We start from the raw sequence: 19,715 nt of genomic DNA, 5'->3' as shown, positions 1-19,715 counted from the left end.
AGGCTCTTGTTTTGCCATGATGCACATCAACCTGTTCCTGTTCGGCTGCGGCCACCACAACGCAGCCTGGCGCCATCCGGATTCCCAGGTCGAGCGGCTGGGCGATATCCGCTATTACGAGGAAATGGCGCAGCTGGCCGAGCGCGGCAAGCTCGATGCGGTGTTCTTTGCCGACGGCCATGCCACCAACAATATCACCGACGGCCCGCGCTGGTTCCTCGAGCCGGTGACCATGCTCACGGCCATCAGCCGCGCCACCCAGCACATCGGCTTGGTGAGCACCATTTCCAGCACCTTCTTCACGCCGTTCCATGCCGCGCGGCTGATGGCTTCGCTCGACCATATTTCCGGCGGGCGCGCGGGCTGGAACGTGGTGACTTCCATGTTCGACGTCGAGGCCAGGAACCACGGATATGAAGCCATGCCCGGCCATGCCGAGCGCTACGCCAGGGCGGAAGAGTTCATCCAGGCGGTGCTGCAGCTGTGGGATAGCTGGGACGACGGCGCGTTGCTCAACGACCGTGCAGGGGATTATGTCGATGAAAGCCTGGTGCGCCAGATCAACCACCGGGGCACGCATTTCCTCGTCGATGGGCCATTGACCGTGCCGCGTCCGCCGCAAGGCAACCCCGTGCTGTTCCAGGCCGGCGCTTCCGAGCATGGACGCGTGCTGGCGGCGAAATACGCCGAGGCGATCTACGCAGTGGCCTATGACCTGCCATCGGCCCAGGCCTATTACAGCGACGTCAAGGCCAGGGTCAAGGCCGCCGGGCGGCAGGTGGACGTGCCTATCCTGCCAGGCCTGGTGACCTTTATCGGTTCTACCGAAGCCGAGGCGCGCGCCAAGCAACGCGAGCTTGATGAACTGCTGCCTGCGGAAACCTCGTTGCGGCAATTGCAGTTGTTCATCGACCAGGACTGTCTGGACTGGGAGCTGGATGGCCCGGTACCGCCGTTGCCGCCGCTGGAGGCCTTCACCGGCCCCAAGGGGCGCTATGCCACCGTGCTGCGCATCATCGAAACCGAGCGGCCCACGGTGCGCCAGCTATTGGGCCGCCTGGCCGCCGGGGGAGGGCATTGCACCATGGTCGGCACGCCGGAACAGGTGGCGGACCAGATGGAGCATTGGTTCCGCAACGGCGGCGCCGACGGCTTCAACCTGATGCCGCCGGTGCAGCCCGACAGCGTGCGGGATTTCGTCGACCACGTGATTCCCATCCTGCAGCGGCGCGGCCTGTTTCGCGAGGATTACGAGCACGCGACATTGCGCGGCCACCTGGGGCTGGCGAGGCCTGGGAGAAAGTAGCGCGGCTTCGGCTTTGCCGTTACTGGAGCCTGTTTCGGATATAGCGCCCTCATGTATGATGCAATTCATTGTGTGAGAAAGCTGCCTTATGCCTGAGTCCGTTTCCGTAGAAGTCATGTTGCACCTGCTCATCGCCCTGGGGGCAGGGCTATTGATCGGCGCCGAGCGCGGCTGGCAGGAGCGCGACGAGAAGGAGTCCTACCAGAGCGCGGGGATACGCACTTTCGCCCTCACCGGCCTGCTCGGCGGCTTGAGCGCCTTGCTCAGCCAGCATCTCGGAATCGCGGTCTGGGTGACGGTGCTGGTGGCGCTGATGCTGGTCGTCAGCATCGCCTACGTCGGCGATTTGCGCCGTACCGGCGACCAAGGCATTACCAGCGAGGTGGCGCTGCTGATCACTTTCCTGCTGGGCAGCCTGGCGCTCTCGGATTACGTCATGCTCGCCAGCGCCGGGGCGGTGGTGGTGGCCTTGCTGCTCAGCCTCAAGAATGTGCTGCATTCGCTCCTCAAGCGCTTGAGCGAGACCGAGCTGTCCGGCGCGTTGAAGCTGTTGTTCATCTCGGTGGTCATGTTGCCGGTGCTGCCTAACGAGAGCTACGACCCCTGGCAGGTATTCAATCCCTATACCACCTGGTGGATGGTGGTGCTGATCGCCGCCCTCAGCTTCATCGCCTATATCGCCGTGCGCCTGACCGGCACACGCTACGGCTTGATGATCACCGCCATCCTCGGCAGCCTGGTTTCCTCCACGGCCATGACATTGACCCTGTCGCGCTTGTCTTCCAAGAACCTGCACAAGCTGCTCGCTGCGGGGTTGCTGGCGACGTCGGGCCTGATGTTCCCGCGCGTGCTGCTGGAAGTCGCGGTCGTCAATGCCTCCTTGTTGCCGCCGCTGGCCTGGTCGCTGGGAACGATGTTCCTGGTCTATATGGCAGGGGCGGCTGTTTTCTGGCGGCGCGCTGTCAAGGACGAGCCCGCAAACGCTGAAACCCCGCTGCGCAACCCGTTCGAGCTGGGGCCCGCGCTGCGGTTCGCCTTGCTGCTGACATTGATCCTGTTCCTGGTGGAGGCGGGCAGGCGTTACTGGGGAGATGCCGGCGTCTACCTGGTTTCCCTCCTGGCCGGGATCGCCGATGTGGATGCGATCACCTTGTCCCTCTCGCGCAGCGCGCGCAATGAGCTCAGCAGCCATGTCGCGGTGCAGGGTATCGTGCTGGCGGTCATCAGCAACAGTGTGTTCAAGGCGGCCTTGGTGGGCTTCATCGGCGGGCGGGAGCTTGCGTTGCGCACTTATCCGGTGGTGGCGCTCGGCCTGGGCGCTGGCATATTGGTGATGCTGATGACAGCCTGATGGGCTGGTGGAAAAACAAGGGCTGCATTTGCAGCCCTTGTATTGATTCAAACGTCAGCAGGATGTCGCAGCTGGATATCGTAAGTAGCGTTTAAGGCGCAGGCACGCCGTATCTGTCCGCCTGCATTTTGCCGTTCACGCTGTGCGAGCGCACATCCGGGGTGATCGGCAGCATGCTGTTGTTCCAGTGCTGCCATTTTTCCTTGAGTTCAGCCAGCACCTGCGGGTGTTTCTCGGCCAAGTTGGCGCGTTCGCGCTGGTCCTTGCCCAGGTCGAACAGGAATTCGTTGCCGTTGATTTTCAGGTATTTCCAATCCCCAGAACGGGCGGCTGCCTGTTCTTGTCCTTTGTAACGCCAGAACAAGGTGCGGGGGCGGATGGCGGCTTGGCCCAGGACCACGGGCAGCACGTTCTCGCCATCGGGCCGATATTGCGCATCGGGCTGCGTACCGGCAGCAGCGAGCAAGGTGGGCAGCCAATCCATGCTGGTGACTACCTGGTCGGAAACCTGTCCCGCCTTGATCTGTGCAGGCCAGCGGATGATGCCCGGCACGCGGATGCCGCCTTCCAGCAGTTCGGTCTTCTGGCCGCTGAACGGCCAGGTGTTGGAGAAGCGTTCGCCGCCGTTGTCGCTGGTGAAGACGACGATGGTATTGTCCGCCAGCCCTTGTTGTTGCAGCGTATTCAGCACGCGGCCCACCGCTGCGTCCAGGGCCTCGACCATCTTGCCGTAGGTTTCGAGGCTGCCGCCGTCCAGGTGGAACAGGTTCTTGATCTCATGGGACACGGCTTCATCTCCCGGGCCTTCCCAGGGCCAGTGCGGGGCTGTGAAATGCAGGGAAAGGAAGAAAGGCTTGGCGGCCGTTTGCTTGCCTATGTATTGGCTGGCGTGGTTCGCCACTATGTCGGTGTAGTAGCCGACTTCCTTGACCGGCACTTCGCCCTCATACAAGCCGTCGGGCACATCGGAACCAACGCCGGGCTTGTGCGTGAAATAGTCCAGCGCCCCGGCGTAGTTGCCGAAGAACACGTCATAGCCGCTCTTGAGCGGCCCGAATTTCGGTAGCGAGCCCAGGTGCCACTTGCCGAACAGCGCGGTGTTGTAGCCGGCTTTCTTTAGCAACGAGGGCAGGGTCGGGTGCTCGGGCGGCAGACCTAGATGCTCCACGCTGCTGCCTGCGAGCGGTTCTTCCAGCCCGCCGCGCAGGCGGTACTGGTAACGGCCGGTGATCAATGCGAACCTGGTGGCCGAGCACACGCAAGAGTTGGCATAGGTCTGGGTGAGGCGCAATCCTTGCTGGGCGAGCTTATCGAGGTTTGGCGTCTTGAAGGCGGTCTGGCCGTAGACGCCCAAGTCGGCATAGCCGAGGTCGTCGGCCATGATGAAGATGATGTTGGGTTGATGCTTTGTCCCGTTGCCGCCGAGCGCGGCATTTGCCAGGCCGGCGTAAGGCAGTATCGCCAGTGCGGGAACGGCTTGCAGAATCCGGCGGCGTGTTGGTTTGAATTGTGTCACGATGTTTTCCCTTCAATCAGAGCATAAAAGTACGCAAGCCCGGCAATAATTGCCGGAGCGTGTTCACTCACTTGGAGCGGCTAACGACATTCAGTGAAACGTTCCTGGCTAGCCCTCCGCAGACAGTACAAGGTGTACGGCAAGGCAGAGCAACAACGCCAGGAGCGTTTTGTTAGCCGCGTTTAGAACTTGGTGCGGAATACCACGCCCAGATAGCGGCGCTGGCCGATACCGTCCCAAAGCACTGGGGTCGTGGCGTTATAGGAGCCGATGCTGGTGGTATACACCTTGTCGAAGATGTTCTTGCCGACGATGTTGAGCTCCCAGTTGTCCTTCTTGCCGCCGATAATGCCGAAGCCGCCATCGGTGACGGAATAGCCGCCTTGCTCGCCGTATTCGGAAAGCAGGATGTCAAGGTTCTGCTTCGAGCGGACGATGGTGCTCATGAAGGCTTGTGCCTTGAGCCCTCCCCAGATCGGGCGCGTGTAGTGGAAGCCGAAAATACCGGTCAGCTTGGGGGCGGAGGAAATCTGCCTGCCGGTGTTGTCGCATGTGGTGGTGATAGGAAGATTGAACGCGGATGGGCAAGTGGCGCCGTCCCAGTCTGAATACTTGGCGCGGTTATAGGCGCCGGCGAAGGTGAACGTCCATCTGTCTGTCGCCCGGTATGCGCCTTCCAGCTCCACCCCTGTGGCGGTGATTTCAGGAATGTTGCCCAGCTGCGAGCTGTACCCGCTGGTGGAGGAGGGGTCTATGACCGTGGTAGTGGATTGGTAGCCCCTGACGCGGGTGCGGTAGAAGTTGGTGTTCAGCATCAATTTGCGGTCGAGGAACAGGCCCTTGAAGCCGAACTCGAAGTCCAGCACCTTTTCCGGATCGGCATTGAGCGGCTGGCCGGTGCCGGTGACGAATGATACGCCGCCGGATTTTTCCCCGCCGGCCGCAGAGGCATAGAACATCAGGTCGTCGTTGACCTTGTAATTGGGGCTGATGAGCCAGGAGACGGAGTTGTCCTTGATCCTTTCGCCATCACGGCGCGCATATACGTTTCCTATGACATTGCTGCGGATGGCTTCGGCAGTGGCGTCGCCAAAACCGCCGTCATTGCCCTCAGCCCATTTCTCGCCTGTGCTGTCCTTGATTTCATAGGTGTTGCGCAGGCCCAGGGTCAAGGTGGCTTTCTCGGTCAAATGCCAGTTCAACTGGCCGAATGCGGCGTAACTGTCGGTTTCCGGCGTGAAGCGGCTGTACGATCTCAGGCCGTTCAATGATTGCTGCAGCAGGGAAGGGTTACCGCTCAATGCATTGTATTGAAGGGCGTTGGCATAGAACGCGCCGGCATCGCTGCCGTACTGGGTATGGTTGATCTGGTTGGTTTCGCTGTGCAGGTAGAAAAAACCGACCTGGTAATCGATGACCTCGCCGATATCAGAAGCCAGGCGGAACTCCTGCGACCATTGCTTGGTGTCGACGAATGCGCCGAATTTGGCAATGTCAAACCGGGTCTGGTCCAGATCATTGATGCCGGTGAAGGAATATTTGCGATAGGCGGTGATCGAGGTCAGCACATGCGAGCCCAAGTTCCAGTCTAGCTTGGCGGAGGCGCCGTAGTTCCTGGCTTTTATTGGTTCCACCTGGCCGACGTCGAGCTTGTCCTTGGAGCCGATGATGGGCTGGTAGCCGTTGAAGTACCCTCGGGCCAGGCGCGAGCTGTAGCTGATGGGTCGGTTTGCGCCGGTGGCAAATGTCGTCGGGTCTTCCTGGAACGGCCGGGTATTGCTGTATTCCGACAGTTCCGAATAATCCACGCTGAATTTGGCGCTGAAATCCTCAGTCGGCGTCAGCAGCAACTGCACTTTGCCGCCTCGGCGGTTACGTTCGTGGAAACGCTGGTCGGAAAGCGTGTTGGGGTTGGTGTTTTCCAGATCGCCCTCCTGCCTGTCGAAGAAGAAGGAAGCACGGTAAGCCGCTACGCCATCCACCAGGGCGTCAGAGATGGAGCCGCGTGCGCGCATCGCGCCCGGGAAGTCGCTGCCGTTCTGCTGCGCGCCGACTTCGCCTTCGAAATAGGCCTGGCGCGTGAAGGTGGGCTCCTTGCTCACGTACTGGACCACGCCCAGGGTGGTATTCTTGCCTTTCAAGGTGCCTTGCGGGCCGCGCATGACCTCGACACGGTCGATGTCGGTGAAATCGAGGAAGCTCATGCCGGGGTGGCTGAGGTAAACGTCGTCGACGATAACGCCTACCCCGGCTTCCATTGCCTCGTTGACGGTGGTTTTACCGATGCCGCGGATGGAGATGCCGGAGCGGCGGGAGTTGGGAATGGTCGCGGTCAGGCCTGGCGTGATGCGCGTCAGGTCGTCGATGGTGACGATACGTTCACGGTCCAGCTTTTCCGCACCGAATACGGACACCGGAATCGGGATGTCCTGGGCGATTTCTTCGCGGTTGCGCGAGGTGACGACCACCACGCCCAGCGCCGGGGTGCTTGCCTCTTCCAACGCTGTTTGCTGCGCGGCGTCCAAGGCCAGCGGCTTGTTGTCAGCGGCCGACTGCGAAGTTCTTTCCAGGGTGTAGCCTGCCGCGCTTCTTCTTGCGATCAGGCCAGTGCCTTGGAGCAATGTGCTGAGGCCTGATTCCGTGGTGTAGCTGCCTTGCAGGTCGTGGCTGTGCAGGTTGCGTACCTGCTCCGGCGTGAACAGGATATTGACGCCGGCTTGCTTGGCGAACTGGTTGAGCGCATCGGTCAGCGGTTCGGCCGGGATATGGTATTCGCGCGAGGCGGTTTGTTGCTGGGGCTGTGATTCCGCCGCTTGTAGGGCCGCGGGCAGCGAGATGCCAAGTGATACGGCAATCAGGCTGCTGGAGAGCTTCAGCGCCAGTCTGGATCGTTGTGGCTTTTTGTGGGCGTGCATGGGGTTCCTTTGCATACATTCATGGGCGGCATGATTGCCTTACATGGGATATGCCGAACCACAAACTCAAACCCGACAAAAATAATGAAAAAATTTAAATTGATGCCCGGCGACCCACGTTGATCCACCAGCGTGTTTTGTAATGGATGGCAACCGGCAGCCTGCGCGGCAAAAGGCTGAGCAGCTTGTCGGTGTCGTCGAGCTGGAATACGCCCGAAAGGCGCAGCTCGGCCAAGGATGGGTCACACTTGATATAACCCTGCCGGTAGCGGGCGACTTCGGCAATGAAGTCCGCCAGGCGCATGTCCTTGACGATCAGGGCGCCATGGGTCCAGCCGTCCGCCTCGATGGGCGTTTGCACAAGGTCGAGATGATCTTTGTGGATGAGAAAATGCTGGCCCGCTTCAGCCACTTCCTGCGGCGACTGAAACGCCGAAGGCGTCATGGCGACTTTGCCTTGCTGCATGCTGAGCAGGGTCGCGTCATCTTCCAGCCGCACCACGAATCGGGTGCCGATCGCCTCAAGCAGCACGTCCCGGGTTTGCACGCATAACGGCCTTTTCTGGGCGGAGTGCAGGTCCGGGCCGCTTGAAACCATGATTTCGCCCTTGTTCAGTACGATCAGGCGCCGGCTTTCGTCAAAGCGGATGTCCACGGCGCTATCGGTATTGAGGAACAGCTCGCTGCCATCGGCCAAGGTGAGACTGCGGCGCTCCCCGATGCCGGTGCTGTAATCCGCGATCCATTGCTGCCACGGTGCGATCTCGCGCCCGATCAGCGTGGAGCTGCCGGTGAGTATTGCCAGGATGAGCAGTTTGAGGGAGCGGCGTTTTTGCGTGCGCTGCATGGTGGTTTGCAGTACTTTGGCCGCCTGGGCGTTGTCCGGTAGGGCATGCAGGTTTTCCCGCATCTCGTCGTGCATGAGGCTGACGCGCTGCCAGGCCAGTTCGTGCCGCGGGTCTGCCTGGCGCCATGCCGTGCATGCGGCAAGCACGGCGGCGTTTCCACGATTGCTTTGCAGCTTCACCAGCCAATCGATGGCCTGCTTGACCAGGGTGTCGTCAAGCCGCGGCGATGTCATCGCCGAAGCGCAGCTGGTAGCATTGAAAAAGCGCCTCTGCCACATAGCGTTCCACCGTCCGCACGGACACGCTGAGCGTCTTTGCGATTTCCGCATAAGGCTTTTCCTCGAGCTGGGCAAGGAGGAAGGCGTGGCGCACCCTGGGCTTGAGCTTTTCAAGCGACTGGGCGATTGCTTCCAGCGTCGACAATACGATGTGCTGCTGCTCCAATGAGGGCACGGTGTCCAGGGGCAGGGCATGCATCGCCTCCTGCCAGGCCCGGTGCAGGTCTTCGCGCCGCCAGTGGTCTATGACCAGGCCGCGGGCGATGGTGAGCAGGAAGGCGCGAGGCTCCTGCAGTTGCGTTGGATGTGGTTTGAGCAGCAACTTGAGGAAAGTGTCATGCGCAATATCGGCCGCCTGGGCATGGCAACCGAGCTTGCCGCGCAACCAGCCGAATAGCCATGAGTGATGCTGTAGATATAAATGTTCAGTATTCATAATGCGGTGCGGTTGTGAACAAATTCCCTGCGCATTGCCGGATGCATGAATAAGGATTTGCTTATTTGTTTATTAATTTATCACATCATAATTTCTATAAAATATAATTAATAATTATTAGTATAGTTGTTTGTTGCTTTTCGCCTACAAGCAGAAGCTATCCGAATTGAAAGTTCAATGCGCGGGAGGATGTTGCCCAAACGGCAATATGCGGCCGCTGCGCTGCATGTATTGTGCATATTCATTGCCGAACTCACGCAGCATCATGGCTTCCTCGCGCGGCACTCGCAGCCAGTACATCAGGCCGAAAGCAAGCAACCCGGCCGGCCCTACCAGCCAGTTGGCGACCAGCAATGCCTGAGCAATGCACCATAGCCATAACGAGGCGTACATCGGGTGGCGCATGGAACGGTAAACCCCGTGTGTCACCAGGCTTTGCTGGTCGCGGATTTCCAAAGTCACCGACCAATTGTCGCCGAGGTCGTGGTGGCTGCGCCAGAACAGCCACATCGCGGCCAGCATGATGAAACTGCCAGCCCACCCGGCCCAAGACTGAAAACCGTAATCGGCAAAATCGAGCCACGAAGTCGCCGCGTAGGCCAAAGGCAATAGTATCATTCCCACGCCCGCCAGCCCGAGCAGAATGCGCTCCTGCAGGTCTTTGTCGCTGCTGTTGATTTTGATGCGCCGCCTGCGCAAGGCATACGGGGTACGAATCAGGCTGCTGAGCAGGATAGCGGCCAAGAGGATGCCAAGCGCGAGCGTACGGCCCATGGTGGTAGATATTGAATTGGGAATTATTCTCATTCTATATTCGTGACGAATTGCATACAACAATACTCAACGAGGGCAACGGGATTTGATATGATGCCGCCCTTTTTAAGGAGGAGTGCGCATGGCAGACAACCAGAAAAAAGCCAATATGGTGATCCTAGACCGGCCGATGATCTCGGTGGAAACTACGGAATACAAGGAGGTAAGAATCACCGTGATCGGCATGGATGGGGCGATGGAAAACATTCGCCAGCAGGAGTTGTTGTTTCCGCTGGATTGCGCGGAGAAGGTGGGGCAATTCCTGTTGCAGTTGGCGGGGCAGGCAGGGAGTGTCGAGACAGGCAAGAAACCTGGCTAGTGAAAGAAAAACAGGGGCTTGACATTTTGTACATTCGTACAGTAAATTTCCATCCATGGGACAAGACAAAGATTTTGAATACCTGGGCAAGATCCAGGACTATTTCGCCGAGCACAAGACATTGCCTACGTTCAGCCATGTGGCGCAGTTGCTCGGGTTCAAGTCAAAGAATGCCGTGACTTCGTTCGTGGCGCGCTTGAAGCTGCAAGGCTTCATCGACTACGCGCCGGACAAGCGGCTCAAGCCGGGCAGGCGCTTCTTCGAGCGCATCATTGCCGAGAGCACGGTGCAGGCCGGGTTCGCCACCCCTACCTATGGCGACAGCCTGGACACGATGGGGATAGACGATTTCCTGATCGAGAAGCCGTCGCAGACCATCCTGATCACGGTGCGCGGCGACTCCATGAAGGACGCGGGCATTTTCGATGGCGATGTCGTCATCGTCGAAAAGCGCGCGTTCGCCAATGTCGGGGATATCGTCGTCGCCATCCTCAACAAGGAGTTCACGCTCAAGACCTTGGGCAAGGAAGGCAACCAGTTTGTGCTGATTCCTGCCAACAAGGATTTTCCCGTCATCCGGCCGAATGGGGATTTCGAGATATTCGGCGTGGTGGTCGGCCAGTTCCGCAAGTATTCCTGAGCGTTTATCCTTAAGCTCGACGGGCTGCCTATAAAACGGGCAGCCCTGTTTCTTTCCATCGTATCAGCCGCTTGGCTGCTATTTCCCCAGGCCGCCCACAATGTTATGCACAGAGTTTGTGGGCAGGTATCGGTGGTTTCGCCTGCCACATATCACCGCGTTTAGCCGTTTTGTCCTGGGTCAGCGCCATCTGCGGCAATCTGCCTCATTCTCGGCTTGAATATAAAACTGCATGTTGCCAAGGCCACCGGCAGGGATGGCTTCTTGTTGATGATTGTCTTGTTGTTGAACAGGTTTTGCTGCTGATTGTCGCGGGTCAGGCCTGTCCGCGTTACAACCCCTGGGTTTGCAGGCGCAGCATCGAAGGCGTAAGCCCGGTCCAGCGTTTGAGCGAGCGGCGGAAGTTGTTGACGTCGTGGAACCCGAGATAGGCGGCGATCTGGTCGTTGCTGTAGCCGTGTTCCTGGATGAGCTGCAAGGTGACGTGGATGCGTACCTGGTCGAGCTCGGCCTGGAAATGGGTGCCGTGCAGCGCGAGATGGCGCTTGAAGGTCGCGGGGCTGACGCCGAACGCGGCGCTGGATTTTTCCAGCGTCGGGCCGGTGCGGATGTGTTCGTGCAGGTAGTCGTAAAGGCCGGCGAGCAGGCTGCTCCCGTATTCCATCTCAATGCCTGCGAGCGCTGCGGACATCGCGATTTCGCTGCCGCGCGGCCATGGCCGTTCCAGCCATTCCAGCGGCAGGCTCATGGCGTCCAAGTGGTCGTTGAAATGCAGGTCCGGGCCCAGGTGCACGGCATATTGCTCGATATGCGCGGGACGGGTGCGGTTGAGGCGGTAGCGCCACGGCAGTTTGGTCTCGCCCAGCCAGCGGCTCATGCCGCCAACCGCGGCCATCATCATTTCGACGATGAAGCCGCGCAGGCGCGGCGTGACGCAGCTATCCGTCCAGTAGAGCACGGCATGCCCCGAATGCTCCACGAGGTGCGGCGCGAGCAAGGGGCTCAGCCACGACTGGTACGCGACCAGGATGTTCAGGGCCTGGCGCAGGTTGCCTGCCTGCAGCATGGCATGGCTGAGGTTGCCGTAATGGCCCGGCAGCAGTTGCTGCCCGAGCATGAAGCTGGTGTCGGCCGCAGCTAGCCCGCTTTGCAGGTTGGAGAGCAGTTGCAGGTAGTCCGAGGGGCTGACCAGGGTGGAAGGCGCGAGGATGTGCTGTTCGGAAAGTTTGGTGCCGCGCAGCAGGTTCTGTGCCGTCATATCCCGGCTGAGCGCATATTCAAGCAGCAAGGCGGCCTGGTGCCTTGCCGGGATGAACGGCGTCGTTGTCAGGTAGTAGCGCTGTATGGCCGGGGTCACGATACGACTGCGGCTGCGTGCATGGCGGTTTGCGATGGCGCTTCGAGCCTGGCGTTCATCTTGGCGAGCAATTGCTCGGGGTCCTGGTCGGCGCGTGCACACGCAGTCCTTGCCGATAGGGTGATACGGTGCTTGCCGTCGCGCGTGTGGTGCGCCAGGGTGGCGATGGCCTGCTGCAGGTGGGCGGCGGTCCATCTGGCCTGGATTTCCTCCATGTCCGGCAGCAGGATGGCAAAGCGGTCGCCGGCATAGCGGCAGACGAGGTCCTGCGGGCGCAGGTTGAGCAGCAGGAGGTGGCTGACGGCCTGCAATAGCCGGTCTCCCTCGCGCTGCCCGTATTCGCGGTTGACCTGGTGGAAATTGTCGAGATCGAGCAGGACCAGCATGCCTTCGTCGCCGAGGTGGTTTTCCTGCTGCATGCGGATCTGCCGGTAGAGGTAGCTGGCGTCGGCAAGCTGGGTGATGCGGTCGAATGACCTGTGGTCGCGGAACAGGCGCTCGCGCTTCTGCATATGCTCGTTGAGCACGGCCTGCTCCTGCCGCCAGTAGTAGAGGCCTATCGTTACGATCAACATCCCCACCGGCATGAGCGCTTCCAGCCAATTGTCCCAATATTGCGTGGAGGGAATCGCGAAGAATTCATCCAGGCAGTCGGCCCAGGCGCCGAGCATGATGGTGACGAGCCCGCCCGCTAGCAGCATGGTGACACGCCCGCCAGGACGGCTGCTGACGATCAACAGCGCCCAGAGCGCCGCCATGGCGGCATTGCCGCCTTCGCCGACGATATCCATCCATTTCCAGGCGGACATCGGATGGGCCTGGCCCAGGCTGGCATACAGCAGCGAGGTGGTCAGCAGCAGCGCGAAAATGCTGAAAAGCGCGGTATGGTTGAGTTGGGGCATGGTGGGGTTGCCTTATATAGACTGATGGGAATCCTAGGACATTTGCGTGACAGAACGATGATGAAACGGTGAATGGCGGGGAGGGGGTGCGATCGGCTCACGGCTTTGCGCCAACTTCGGATGCGCAAAGGCGGGATTCGGCTAATTCCTTGTCGGTGAGGCATGTAATGCAGGGAAGTGCCAGGGTCTTAAAAGCTCAACCTGAATTGAATTATTATCTAAGTTATTGATTTTTATTTTGTTAATTCTGGCACTGTCATGTAAATGAAATTTTTCACGGTTAGCTTGTGCGGCATTCGCAACGACTCAAGCAGTTTTTTAAAGGGGAATGACCGTGCAGGAAAATCATGAATTGAAGCTGGGCAAGGCCGGGTGTGGCCTGCCGACCAGGGCGATTGCGGCGGCGATCGCGCTGATGGGCGGGCTGGCGCAGGCGGACGATACGCCCGAGCTGGTATTGCCCGTGGTGTCGGTGGTAGGGCAGGCGGCCAGCATGAACAGCGCGCTGGACGTGCAGCAGATGGCCGACAATATCGTCAGCGCGGTACATGCGGACGATATCGGCCAGTTGCCGGACACCAATGCGGCGGAAGCCTTGCAGCGCATCCCCGGGATATCGATCGAGCGCGACCAGGGCGAGGGGCGTTATGTGCGCATCCGCGGCCTGGGGCCCGACCTCAATGCCGTGACCATCAACGGCAGCCTGGTGCCGGCGCCGGAAAGCGACCGCCGCGCGGTATCGCTCGACGTATTGCCTGCAGGCCTGATCCGCTCGCTGGAAGTTAGCAAGACCTTGATGCCGAGCCAGGATGCGAACTCGATCGGCGGCACGGTCGAGGTGAAGACGATCTCGGCCTTCGACCACAAGGGCATGTTCTACTCACTGGAGGCGGGCGCTTCCCACGACAGCAATACTGATCAGGAAGGCCCCAATTTCGCGGCGGCGTGGAGCAACCGCTTCCTCGACGGCAAGCTCGGCATTGCATTGGGGGTGAATTCCTCCAAGCGCAAGTTCGGCTCCGAAAACGCGGAGACCGGCGGCGCATGGGATTTATCCGGCCCGCGCCCGGCGTTGGAGGAATTCCAGCGCCGCGACTACGACATCACGCGCGAGCGCCAGGGCGGCATCCTCAACCTGGACTACCGCCCCAACGACAACGAGTCCTACTACCTGCGCACGCTGTACAGCCGTTTCGTGGATAACGAGATACGCCAGCGCCACAACATCGAGTTCGATAATCCCCAGTTCGCAGGAGAGCTGGGCGACGCCGAGTCCTCGCGCGAGCTGAAGGCGCGCGAGGAAACGCAGGATATCGCTTCCATCGTGCTCGGGGGCGAGCGTACCTTCAAGGACTGGAAGGTGGCGGTGGCGTTCGGCACCAGCCGCGCCAGCCAGGATACGCCGGATGCGATCGACGCGGCCAGCTTCGAGTCCGGCGAGACTTATAACGCCGGCTATTCCAGTTCCAGGCTGCCGCGCCTGATCGGCGGCAGCGGCATCAACAACGCAGCCGACTACGAGCTGGATTCCATCGAGCTCAGCAAGCAGAAGACGGTGGACCGCGAGCGCAACCTCAAATTCGACATCGACCACAACTGGCAGGTATTCGGTATCGATTCCGAGTTGAAGTTCGGCGCCAAGGCGAGCCGCCGCAAGAAGACCAATGAAATGACCGCCTGGGAGATCGACGGCGGCGATTTCGGCAATCCATCGCTCGCCGGTTTTCTCGGCAGCAATGTGGATTACGCCTACGGCAATTACGGCTCGTCGATCAGCCGTTCCGCGGTCAAGCGCTTCCTGTCCGGGGTAGATATGTCCGGCTACGTGAATGAGGAGGAGTCGAGGATCAATGATTTCTCCATGCGCGAGGATATCAACGCGGCCTATGCGCAGAACACCTTCAACCATGGCATGTGGCGCATCCTCGCGGGCGTGCGTTACGAGCAGACCAAGTTCAGCGCCAACGGCACCTCGGTCGAGGACGGAGCGTATAGCGACGTCAGGGCGTCGCGCAAGTACGATCACTGGCTGCCGGCATTGCATATCCGCCGCGACCTCGACAACGACACCTCGATCCGCGCCGCACTGACAAACTCCGTCGTGCGCCCGACCTTCGGCCAGCTTGCGCCGGGCGTGGTCATCAATGCCGACGAAGCCAGCTTCGGCAATCCCTCGCTGAGCCCGATGGAATCGCGCAACCTCGACCTGGGCATTGAGCACCGCATCGGCTATGCCGGCGTGCTTTCCGCTTATGTCTTCCACAAGGACATCAAGAATTTCGTCTACCGCACCGACCTTGCCGGCACCGGCATGTGGGCGGACTTTACCCATGCGGACACCTATGCCAACGGCAGCTCGGCCAAGGTCAAGGGCCTCGAGCTCAACTACATGCAAAGCTTCAAGGAACTGCTGCCTGCGCCGTGGAACGGCCTGCTGCTTTCGGCCAATGCCACTTTCGTCAGCTCCGATGCCAAGATCGACGGCTATAGCGACGGCGTGCTGGCGAGCCGCAAGATCTCGCTGCCCAGCCAGTCCGACCGCACCATGAACCTGATGGTCGGTTACGAGCGCGGCCCTCTGAACATGCGCCTGGCGGCCAATTACAAATCCAAGTACCTGCTGGAGGTGAACGACATTGCCGATTCCCGCGGCGACCAGTACGTGGATGCGCAGACGCAGTACGATTTCTCCGCCCGCTACAATATCGCCAAGCAGGCGCAGATCGTGTTCGAGGTGCTCAACCTGACCGACGAGAAATATTACGTCTACACCGGCAGCCGCAGCCTGAACGCGCAATACGAGTCCTACGGCCGTACTTACCGGTTGAGCATGAAGATAGCGACGTTCTAGGCGAGGCTGACGAAAGAGCGGCTCACAAAACGCTCCTGGCGTTGTTGCTCTGGCTTGCCGTACGACTTGTACTGTCTGCGCCAGAGCGCCTAGCCAGGACCGCTTCGCTGAGTGTTGTTAGCCGCTCTAAATGTCGAGTGAACAACGCTTGAACCATGGCGCGGCATTGCCGCGCCTTTTATAACACCTGATGATTGAGCCACTATGCCGCGATTGAAGATATTCCTGGTTTTTTCCTTTTTATGCATGCTGCATCCCGCTGCACAAGCCGCTGATGCGCCACGCCCGTTGCCTGTGCTGAAAACGTTCAAGGAGGTGGCTGCCTTGCCCGGCGGCCGCTGGCTGGTCGTCGACAAGCGCGCGGTACGACTGCTCGACCGGCAAGGCGCGGAGCAAGGCAGCCTGGCCGTGCGTGCGCAGCACCTCGATACCCGCGTATTGCCGGACGGCGTGCTGGCGGTCGTGTTCGATGCCGACAAGCAGCAGCCGCTGTTGCTTAGGGTAGATGCGAAACGGCTGCGCATCGATAAGCAACTGGTGCCGGTCGATTTCGCGCTGGACAGCATGTGCCTTTACCGCGACGCGCAGCAGCTCAACCACCTGTTCCTGATCGCCAAGGACGGCCAGGCCGAACAATGGCTGCTGGCCGGCAATGCGCCCAAGCGTCTGCGCCGTCTCGCCCTGCCGCCCGGCGTGGAGTCCTGCCGCGTGGACGACGCGCGCCAGGCGCTGTACGTCAGCGAAGCAGGCTTCGGGGTCTGGCGCTATGCCGCCAACGGCGAGGGCATCCCGGAGCGTGAGCTGCTGCTGGGACGGCGGCCGCATGGCGATATTGCGGGCGAGCCCGGTGCATTGGCCGTGCTGCCGCATGGCGTTGCCGTGATTGATAGTAAAAAGGGAGAGGTGCATCTGCTGGACCATGACGGCAGCTTCCTGCCGCAGCAACTGTGGCTGAAATCCGCCGAGGCGCTTGCCGTTGCGGGTTCGGACTTGCTGGTGCTGGACGGCAAGGGCTGGCAGGCGCATGCGCTGGCGGGAGAAAGCCAGTCCAGGGAGAAAGTGCAGAACCTGCCGGTCGTGGTGGCGCGTGGCCAGACCGAGACGGTGGCACGTTCGGGCGATGCCGCCGACGACCCCGCCATTTGGGTGCATCCGCAAAACCCGGTGCAATCGCGCATCATCGCGACCAACAAGAAGCAGGGGCTATTGAGTTACGACCTGAAAGGCAGGCAGATGCAGCTGCTTGAGGCCGGGCGGCTCAACAACGTCGACGTGCGCCAGAACATCGCCTGGCCGGGCGGCAAAGCCGACCTTGCCGTAGCGACGCAGCGAGACGAGGCGGCGCTGGCCGTGTTCGAGATCGACCGCGACGGGCGCATCCGTGACGCGGGCAGGATTGCGACCGGCCTCGACGACATTTACGGCACCTGCCTCTACCAGCCGCCGGGCGGCGGCCTGGAGGTGTTCGCCAACGACAAGGACGGTCGCATCGAGCACTACCGCATCGAGCGTGCGAAAGGCGGCTATCAAGGCAAGCTGTTGCGGGCTTTCAGCGTGGATAGCCAGCCGGAAGGCTGCGTGGCGGACGACCATGCCGGCCGCCTGTTCGTCGGCGAGGAAAAGCACGGCATCTGGGCCATGCCTGCAAGCGCTGGTGCGTCAGAAGCGCCGCAATTGGTCATGCCGGTAGGCGGGCAGCTGGTGGCGGATGTCGAGGGACTAGCGCTTTACCATGGCAAAGGCGCCAGTTACCTAATCGCATCGAGCCAGGGCAACAGCAGTTACGTGGTGCTCGATGCGCAGCCGCCTTATGCCTATCGCGGCGCTTTTCGCATCGGCATCAATGCCGACGCGGACATCGACGGCGTCTCGGATACCGACGGCCTGGAAGTGAGCGCGGTGGATTTCGGCGGCGCGTTCCGCAAGGGCCTGCTGGTGGTGCAGGACGGCTACAAGCGCCTGCCGGATGGCGCGCAGAATTTCAAGTACGTTGCTTGGGAGGATATTGCACGCGCCTTGAATCTGCCGTAGCAACCCGTTAATCCATTGCCTGCCAACGATAGGTTGGCAGGCACGGACTATACCGTTGTTAGAGCCGTTAAAAACCAGCGTAGCGATTCTGACTAGGCGCTCTGCCGCAGACAGTACAACAAGTACGGCAAGGCAGAGCAACGACGACAGAAGGGTTTTGTTGGCGGCTCTTATTGGGCCTGCAGCGCCTTCCAGCCCATTTCCCTCATGCACAGCAGCAGCCCGCGCGTCGCCTTGGCAGTGGTGCCCGACATGTCGGACTGGTGCTCCGGCCCGAGCTTGGCGACGCATTGCTGGATGTCGCTTTTCAGGTTTTCCGCTCCCTTGCCTATCTTCCACCAGGAGCTAACGGTGAAGATATCCATCGGGCTTTTCGGTGCGGGCGGAGGTGTTTCTTTGGCTACGCCAGCTTCAGTGGTGGCGGTATTTGCAACGACAGGCCCTTGCTCCTGGGCGGGTGAGGTATCACGGTAATCATTCTTCAGCGATGCCTTGATTACAGGATCATCATCGTCCAGGCTGTCTTGCGGGTTATGGAATACCCAGCCGTTGTCCTCCATGCATTTCGCAAATGCATTCCCTTGCAGGCCCTTGGCCTGGCATTCGTTTTTCGCCGTATTGAGGTCGTGTACGCCGGCCCCCCTTTTGTAGGCAAATTCACCGCCGCACCCAGCCAGCGCCAGGCATAGGATGACTGCGGCAGATAACGGCTTTTCTCTTCCTTGATTCTTCATATGTTTTTCCGGTGTTGGCATGCCCGTCGGGTGGCGGGCATCAATTGTCGACGAGGCCAAATTACCACGCTGCCTCATTCTGGCATGTACGCAATATGACGTATTTAAGCCGACCCCCTCAATCGCTAATCTGGCAACACGAAAGATTTGGCGGGTAGTTCACCGTTCACTTTGATGGTTTTTGGTGAAACTTGATAAAGGGGTAAGAGAAATGAAATTCAAGATGAAGAAGTGTGCGCTGATGGTGGCGCTGGCAACGTCTGCCGCATTGCCATCCATGAGCTCGCAGGCTGCTGGCACGATCACCTTCGGTGAGGACAAGTCCATCAGCATCGGCCTGGGCATCCGTACCGCGTTTACCAGCACCGAAGATGCTGCGCCCAACGGCAGCTCCCGTTCCAAGGATTTTGATGTGGATGATGCGCGTATCTATATCAATGCTTCCTTCAACAAGTACATCAAGGCGACATTCAATACTTTCACGACCACCAACGATGGCAGCGGCAAGGATGATATCAGCACCCTGGACGCTTACCTGCAGTTCGAGTTCATGGATGAGTTCAATGTCTGGGTCGGTCAATTGCTGCCTCCTACCGACCGTGCCAACCTGGATGGTCCGTTCTTCCTGAATGCATGGTCCTATCCAGGCGTGGTTTCCCGCTACCAGAACAAATTCGTTGGTCGTGATATTGGCGTAACGCTCTGGGGTAAGTTGCTGGACAAGCACTTGGTCTATTCCGTAGGGGCTTATGAAGGTAATCATGCTTCATCTTTTACTGGCGCAGCCAGTCCCAACCGTTCTGACGATTTGATGTATAGCGGCCGCATCCAATATGACTTTTGGGATGCGGGCAATGACCCTGCGTATTACACCAGCAGTACTTATTACGGCAAGGATGTGTTGTCTGTCGCGCTGGTTGGCATGTATCAAAAGAATGCGGTTGGTGCAATCGGCGCCAGCGATGATTACTGGGCCTACAACATTGATGGCCTGCTGGAAAAGAAGTTTGCGGCAGGTGTTCTCAACATTGAAGGTGCTGCGTACAAGTACGACTTTAGTACTACTGCATTAGCCGCAGATCCTGCAGGCGCCAAACCAGGTAAAGCATACCTGGGCCTGGTTTCCTGGATGTTCGGCGATACCGTTGGCTGGGGCAAGTTCCAGCCCTACGCCCGTTACCAGCGTTTTAACGCGGACGGCGACGTGGCTTTCAATCCAGATGTGAAAGAGTACGACATTGGCTTGAATTACATCATCGATGGCCATAACGCCCGTATCAGCGCGGTGTACACCAAGAACAAGACTGAAAACGCAAGTGACATCGATCGGTTCACGGTCGGCCTGCAGTTGCAATTCTAGTTGGGGGATGGCCGCCATCCCTCGATGCGATGGCGGCTGTCGTGAGTTTAGTTGTTAA

Annotated in this window: 15 protein-coding genes; 7 read left to right on the top strand and 8 right to left on the bottom strand. The window is 59.8% G+C overall.

The features are described 5' to 3' along the window. Positions 1-16: 16 nt before the first annotated feature. Positions 17-1,306, top strand: coding sequence for an LLM class flavin-dependent oxidoreductase (locus ACWXTG_RS05875; protein ID WP_407997030.1), 1,290 nt, complete (start codon positions 17-19; stop codon positions 1,304-1,306). A gap of 88 nt (positions 1,307-1,394) precedes the next feature. Next, positions 1,395-2,657, top strand: a complete 1,263-nt coding sequence (locus ACWXTG_RS05870) for an MgtC/SapB family protein (RefSeq protein WP_407997031.1) — start codon at positions 1,395-1,397, stop codon at positions 2,655-2,657. Positions 2,658-2,748: 91 nt separating this feature from the next. On the opposite strand, the gene ACWXTG_RS05865 is transcribed toward ACWXTG_RS05870, so the two are convergent. From ACWXTG_RS05865 to ACWXTG_RS05845, 5 genes are all read right to left on the bottom strand, one after another. Next, positions 2,749-4,173: a sulfatase family protein gene (locus ACWXTG_RS05865; protein WP_480221039.1), complete on the bottom strand. Its 1,425-nt coding sequence runs from the start codon at positions 4,171-4,173 to the stop codon at positions 2,749-2,751. 182 nt (positions 4,174-4,355) lie between these two features. Further along, positions 4,356-7,088, bottom strand: a complete 2,733-nt coding sequence (locus ACWXTG_RS05860) for a TonB-dependent receptor (RefSeq protein ID WP_480221038.1) — start codon at positions 7,086-7,088, stop codon at positions 4,356-4,358. Between the two features lie 94 nt (positions 7,089-7,182). Further along, entirely contained in the window at positions 7,183-8,169 is a 987-nt protein-coding gene (locus ACWXTG_RS05855) for a FecR domain-containing protein (RefSeq protein ID WP_480221037.1), read from the bottom strand. Next, positions 8,150-8,650, bottom strand: a complete 501-nt coding sequence (locus tag ACWXTG_RS05850) for a sigma-70 family RNA polymerase sigma factor (RefSeq protein WP_309565616.1) — start codon at positions 8,648-8,650, stop codon at positions 8,150-8,152. The genes ACWXTG_RS05855 and ACWXTG_RS05850 overlap by 20 nt, the downstream gene beginning before the upstream one ends. 174 nt (positions 8,651-8,824) lie before the next feature. Further along, positions 8,825-9,424: a protein-S-isoprenylcysteine O-methyltransferase gene (locus ACWXTG_RS05845; protein ID WP_480221036.1), complete on the bottom strand. Its 600-nt coding sequence runs from the start codon at positions 9,422-9,424 to the stop codon at positions 8,825-8,827. 121 nt (positions 9,425-9,545) lie between these two features. Between ACWXTG_RS05845 and ACWXTG_RS05840 the strand changes: the two genes are divergently transcribed. Both ACWXTG_RS05840 and ACWXTG_RS05835 read left to right on the top strand, forming a co-directional pair. After that, positions 9,546-9,782 carry a hypothetical protein gene (locus ACWXTG_RS05840; protein ID WP_309565615.1) on the top strand — a complete coding sequence of 79 codons (237 nt, stop codon included), beginning with the start codon at positions 9,546-9,548 and terminating at the stop codon, positions 9,780-9,782. A gap of 55 nt (positions 9,783-9,837) precedes the next feature. Beyond that, on the top strand, positions 9,838-10,422 hold the full coding sequence (locus ACWXTG_RS05835; RefSeq protein ID WP_407993716.1) for a LexA family protein: 585 nt from the start codon (positions 9,838-9,840) through the stop codon (positions 10,420-10,422). Positions 10,423-10,753: 331 nt separating this feature from the next. On the opposite strand, the gene ACWXTG_RS05830 is transcribed toward ACWXTG_RS05835, so the two are convergent. Together ACWXTG_RS05830 and ACWXTG_RS05825 are read right to left on the bottom strand one after the other, a co-directional pair. After that, on the bottom strand, positions 10,754-11,779 hold the full coding sequence (locus tag ACWXTG_RS05830) for an AraC family transcriptional regulator (protein WP_480221035.1): 1,026 nt from the start codon (positions 11,777-11,779) through the stop codon (positions 10,754-10,756). Continuing rightward, positions 11,776-12,681, bottom strand: coding sequence for a GGDEF domain-containing protein (locus ACWXTG_RS05825; RefSeq protein ID WP_480221034.1), 906 nt, complete (start codon positions 12,679-12,681; stop codon positions 11,776-11,778). Before ACWXTG_RS05825 ends, ACWXTG_RS05830 begins: the two co-directional genes overlap by 4 nt. A 334-nt stretch (positions 12,682-13,015) precedes the next feature. Between ACWXTG_RS05825 and ACWXTG_RS05820 the strand changes: the two genes are divergently transcribed. Further along, the gene (locus ACWXTG_RS05820; protein WP_480221033.1) at positions 13,016-15,532 is read left to right on the top strand and encodes a TonB-dependent receptor; all 2,517 of its coding nucleotides are present in this window, start codon (positions 13,016-13,018) and stop codon (positions 15,530-15,532) included. A 204-nt stretch (positions 15,533-15,736) separates the two neighbouring features. Beyond that, positions 15,737-17,563 carry a phytase gene (locus ACWXTG_RS05815; protein WP_480221032.1) on the top strand — a complete coding sequence of 609 codons (1,827 nt, stop codon included), beginning with the start codon at positions 15,737-15,739 and terminating at the stop codon, positions 17,561-17,563. A 170-nt stretch (positions 17,564-17,733) separates the two neighbouring features. Here the strand turns inward: ACWXTG_RS05815 and ACWXTG_RS05810 are convergent, their stop codons facing one another. Continuing rightward, the gene (locus ACWXTG_RS05810) at positions 17,734-18,297 is read right to left on the bottom strand and encodes a hypothetical protein (RefSeq protein ID WP_480221031.1); all 564 of its coding nucleotides are present in this window, start codon (positions 18,295-18,297) and stop codon (positions 17,734-17,736) included. A 211-nt stretch (positions 18,298-18,508) separates the two neighbouring features. Here ACWXTG_RS05810 and ACWXTG_RS05805 point away from each other — a divergent pair, with 211 nt between their 5' ends. Then, positions 18,509-19,657: a porin gene (locus ACWXTG_RS05805; protein ID WP_407993710.1), complete on the top strand. Its 1,149-nt coding sequence runs from the start codon at positions 18,509-18,511 to the stop codon at positions 19,655-19,657. The last annotated feature ends 58 nt before the right edge of the window (positions 19,658-19,715 follow it).

Source organism: Methylobacillus sp. DLP286 (genome assembly GCF_056636515.1).
Note: the sequence above shows the minus strand (reverse complement) of the source record. Positions and strands in the feature narration are given on the sequence as shown.

Bases quoted from the DNA above. Each gene is read 5' to 3' on its own strand.
- ACWXTG_RS05870 (WP_407997031.1), top strand. From the start codon at position 1,395: ATGCCTGAGTCCGTTTCCGTAGAAGTCATGTTGCACCTGCTCATCGCC.
- ACWXTG_RS05815 (WP_480221032.1), top strand. From the start codon at position 15,737: ATGCCGCGATTGAAGATATTCCTGGTTTTTTCCTTTTTATGCATGCTG.
- ACWXTG_RS05850 (WP_309565616.1), bottom strand. From the start codon at position 8,650: ATGAATACTGAACATTTATATCTACAGCATCACTCATGGCTATTCGGC.
- ACWXTG_RS05810 (WP_480221031.1), bottom strand. From the start codon at position 18,297: ATGAAGAATCAAGGAAGAGAAAAGCCGTTATCTGCCGCAGTCATCCTA.
- ACWXTG_RS05825 (WP_480221034.1), bottom strand. From the start codon at position 12,681: ATGCCCCAACTCAACCATACCGCGCTTTTCAGCATTTTCGCGCTGCTG.
- ACWXTG_RS05835 (WP_407993716.1), top strand. From the start codon at position 9,838: ATGGGACAAGACAAAGATTTTGAATACCTGGGCAAGATCCAGGACTAT.
- ACWXTG_RS05855 (WP_480221037.1), bottom strand. From the start codon at position 8,169: ATGACATCGCCGCGGCTTGACGACACCCTGGTCAAGCAGGCCATCGAT.
- ACWXTG_RS05875 (WP_407997030.1), top strand. From the start codon at position 17: ATGATGCACATCAACCTGTTCCTGTTCGGCTGCGGCCACCACAACGCA.
- ACWXTG_RS05845 (WP_480221036.1), bottom strand. From the start codon at position 9,424: ATGGGCCGTACGCTCGCGCTTGGCATCCTCTTGGCCGCTATCCTGCTC.
- ACWXTG_RS05860 (WP_480221038.1), bottom strand. From the start codon at position 7,088: ATGCACGCCCACAAAAAGCCACAACGATCCAGACTGGCGCTGAAGCTC.
- ACWXTG_RS05840 (WP_309565615.1), top strand. From the start codon at position 9,546: ATGGCAGACAACCAGAAAAAAGCCAATATGGTGATCCTAGACCGGCCG.
- ACWXTG_RS05805 (WP_407993710.1), top strand. From the start codon at position 18,509: ATGAAATTCAAGATGAAGAAGTGTGCGCTGATGGTGGCGCTGGCAACG.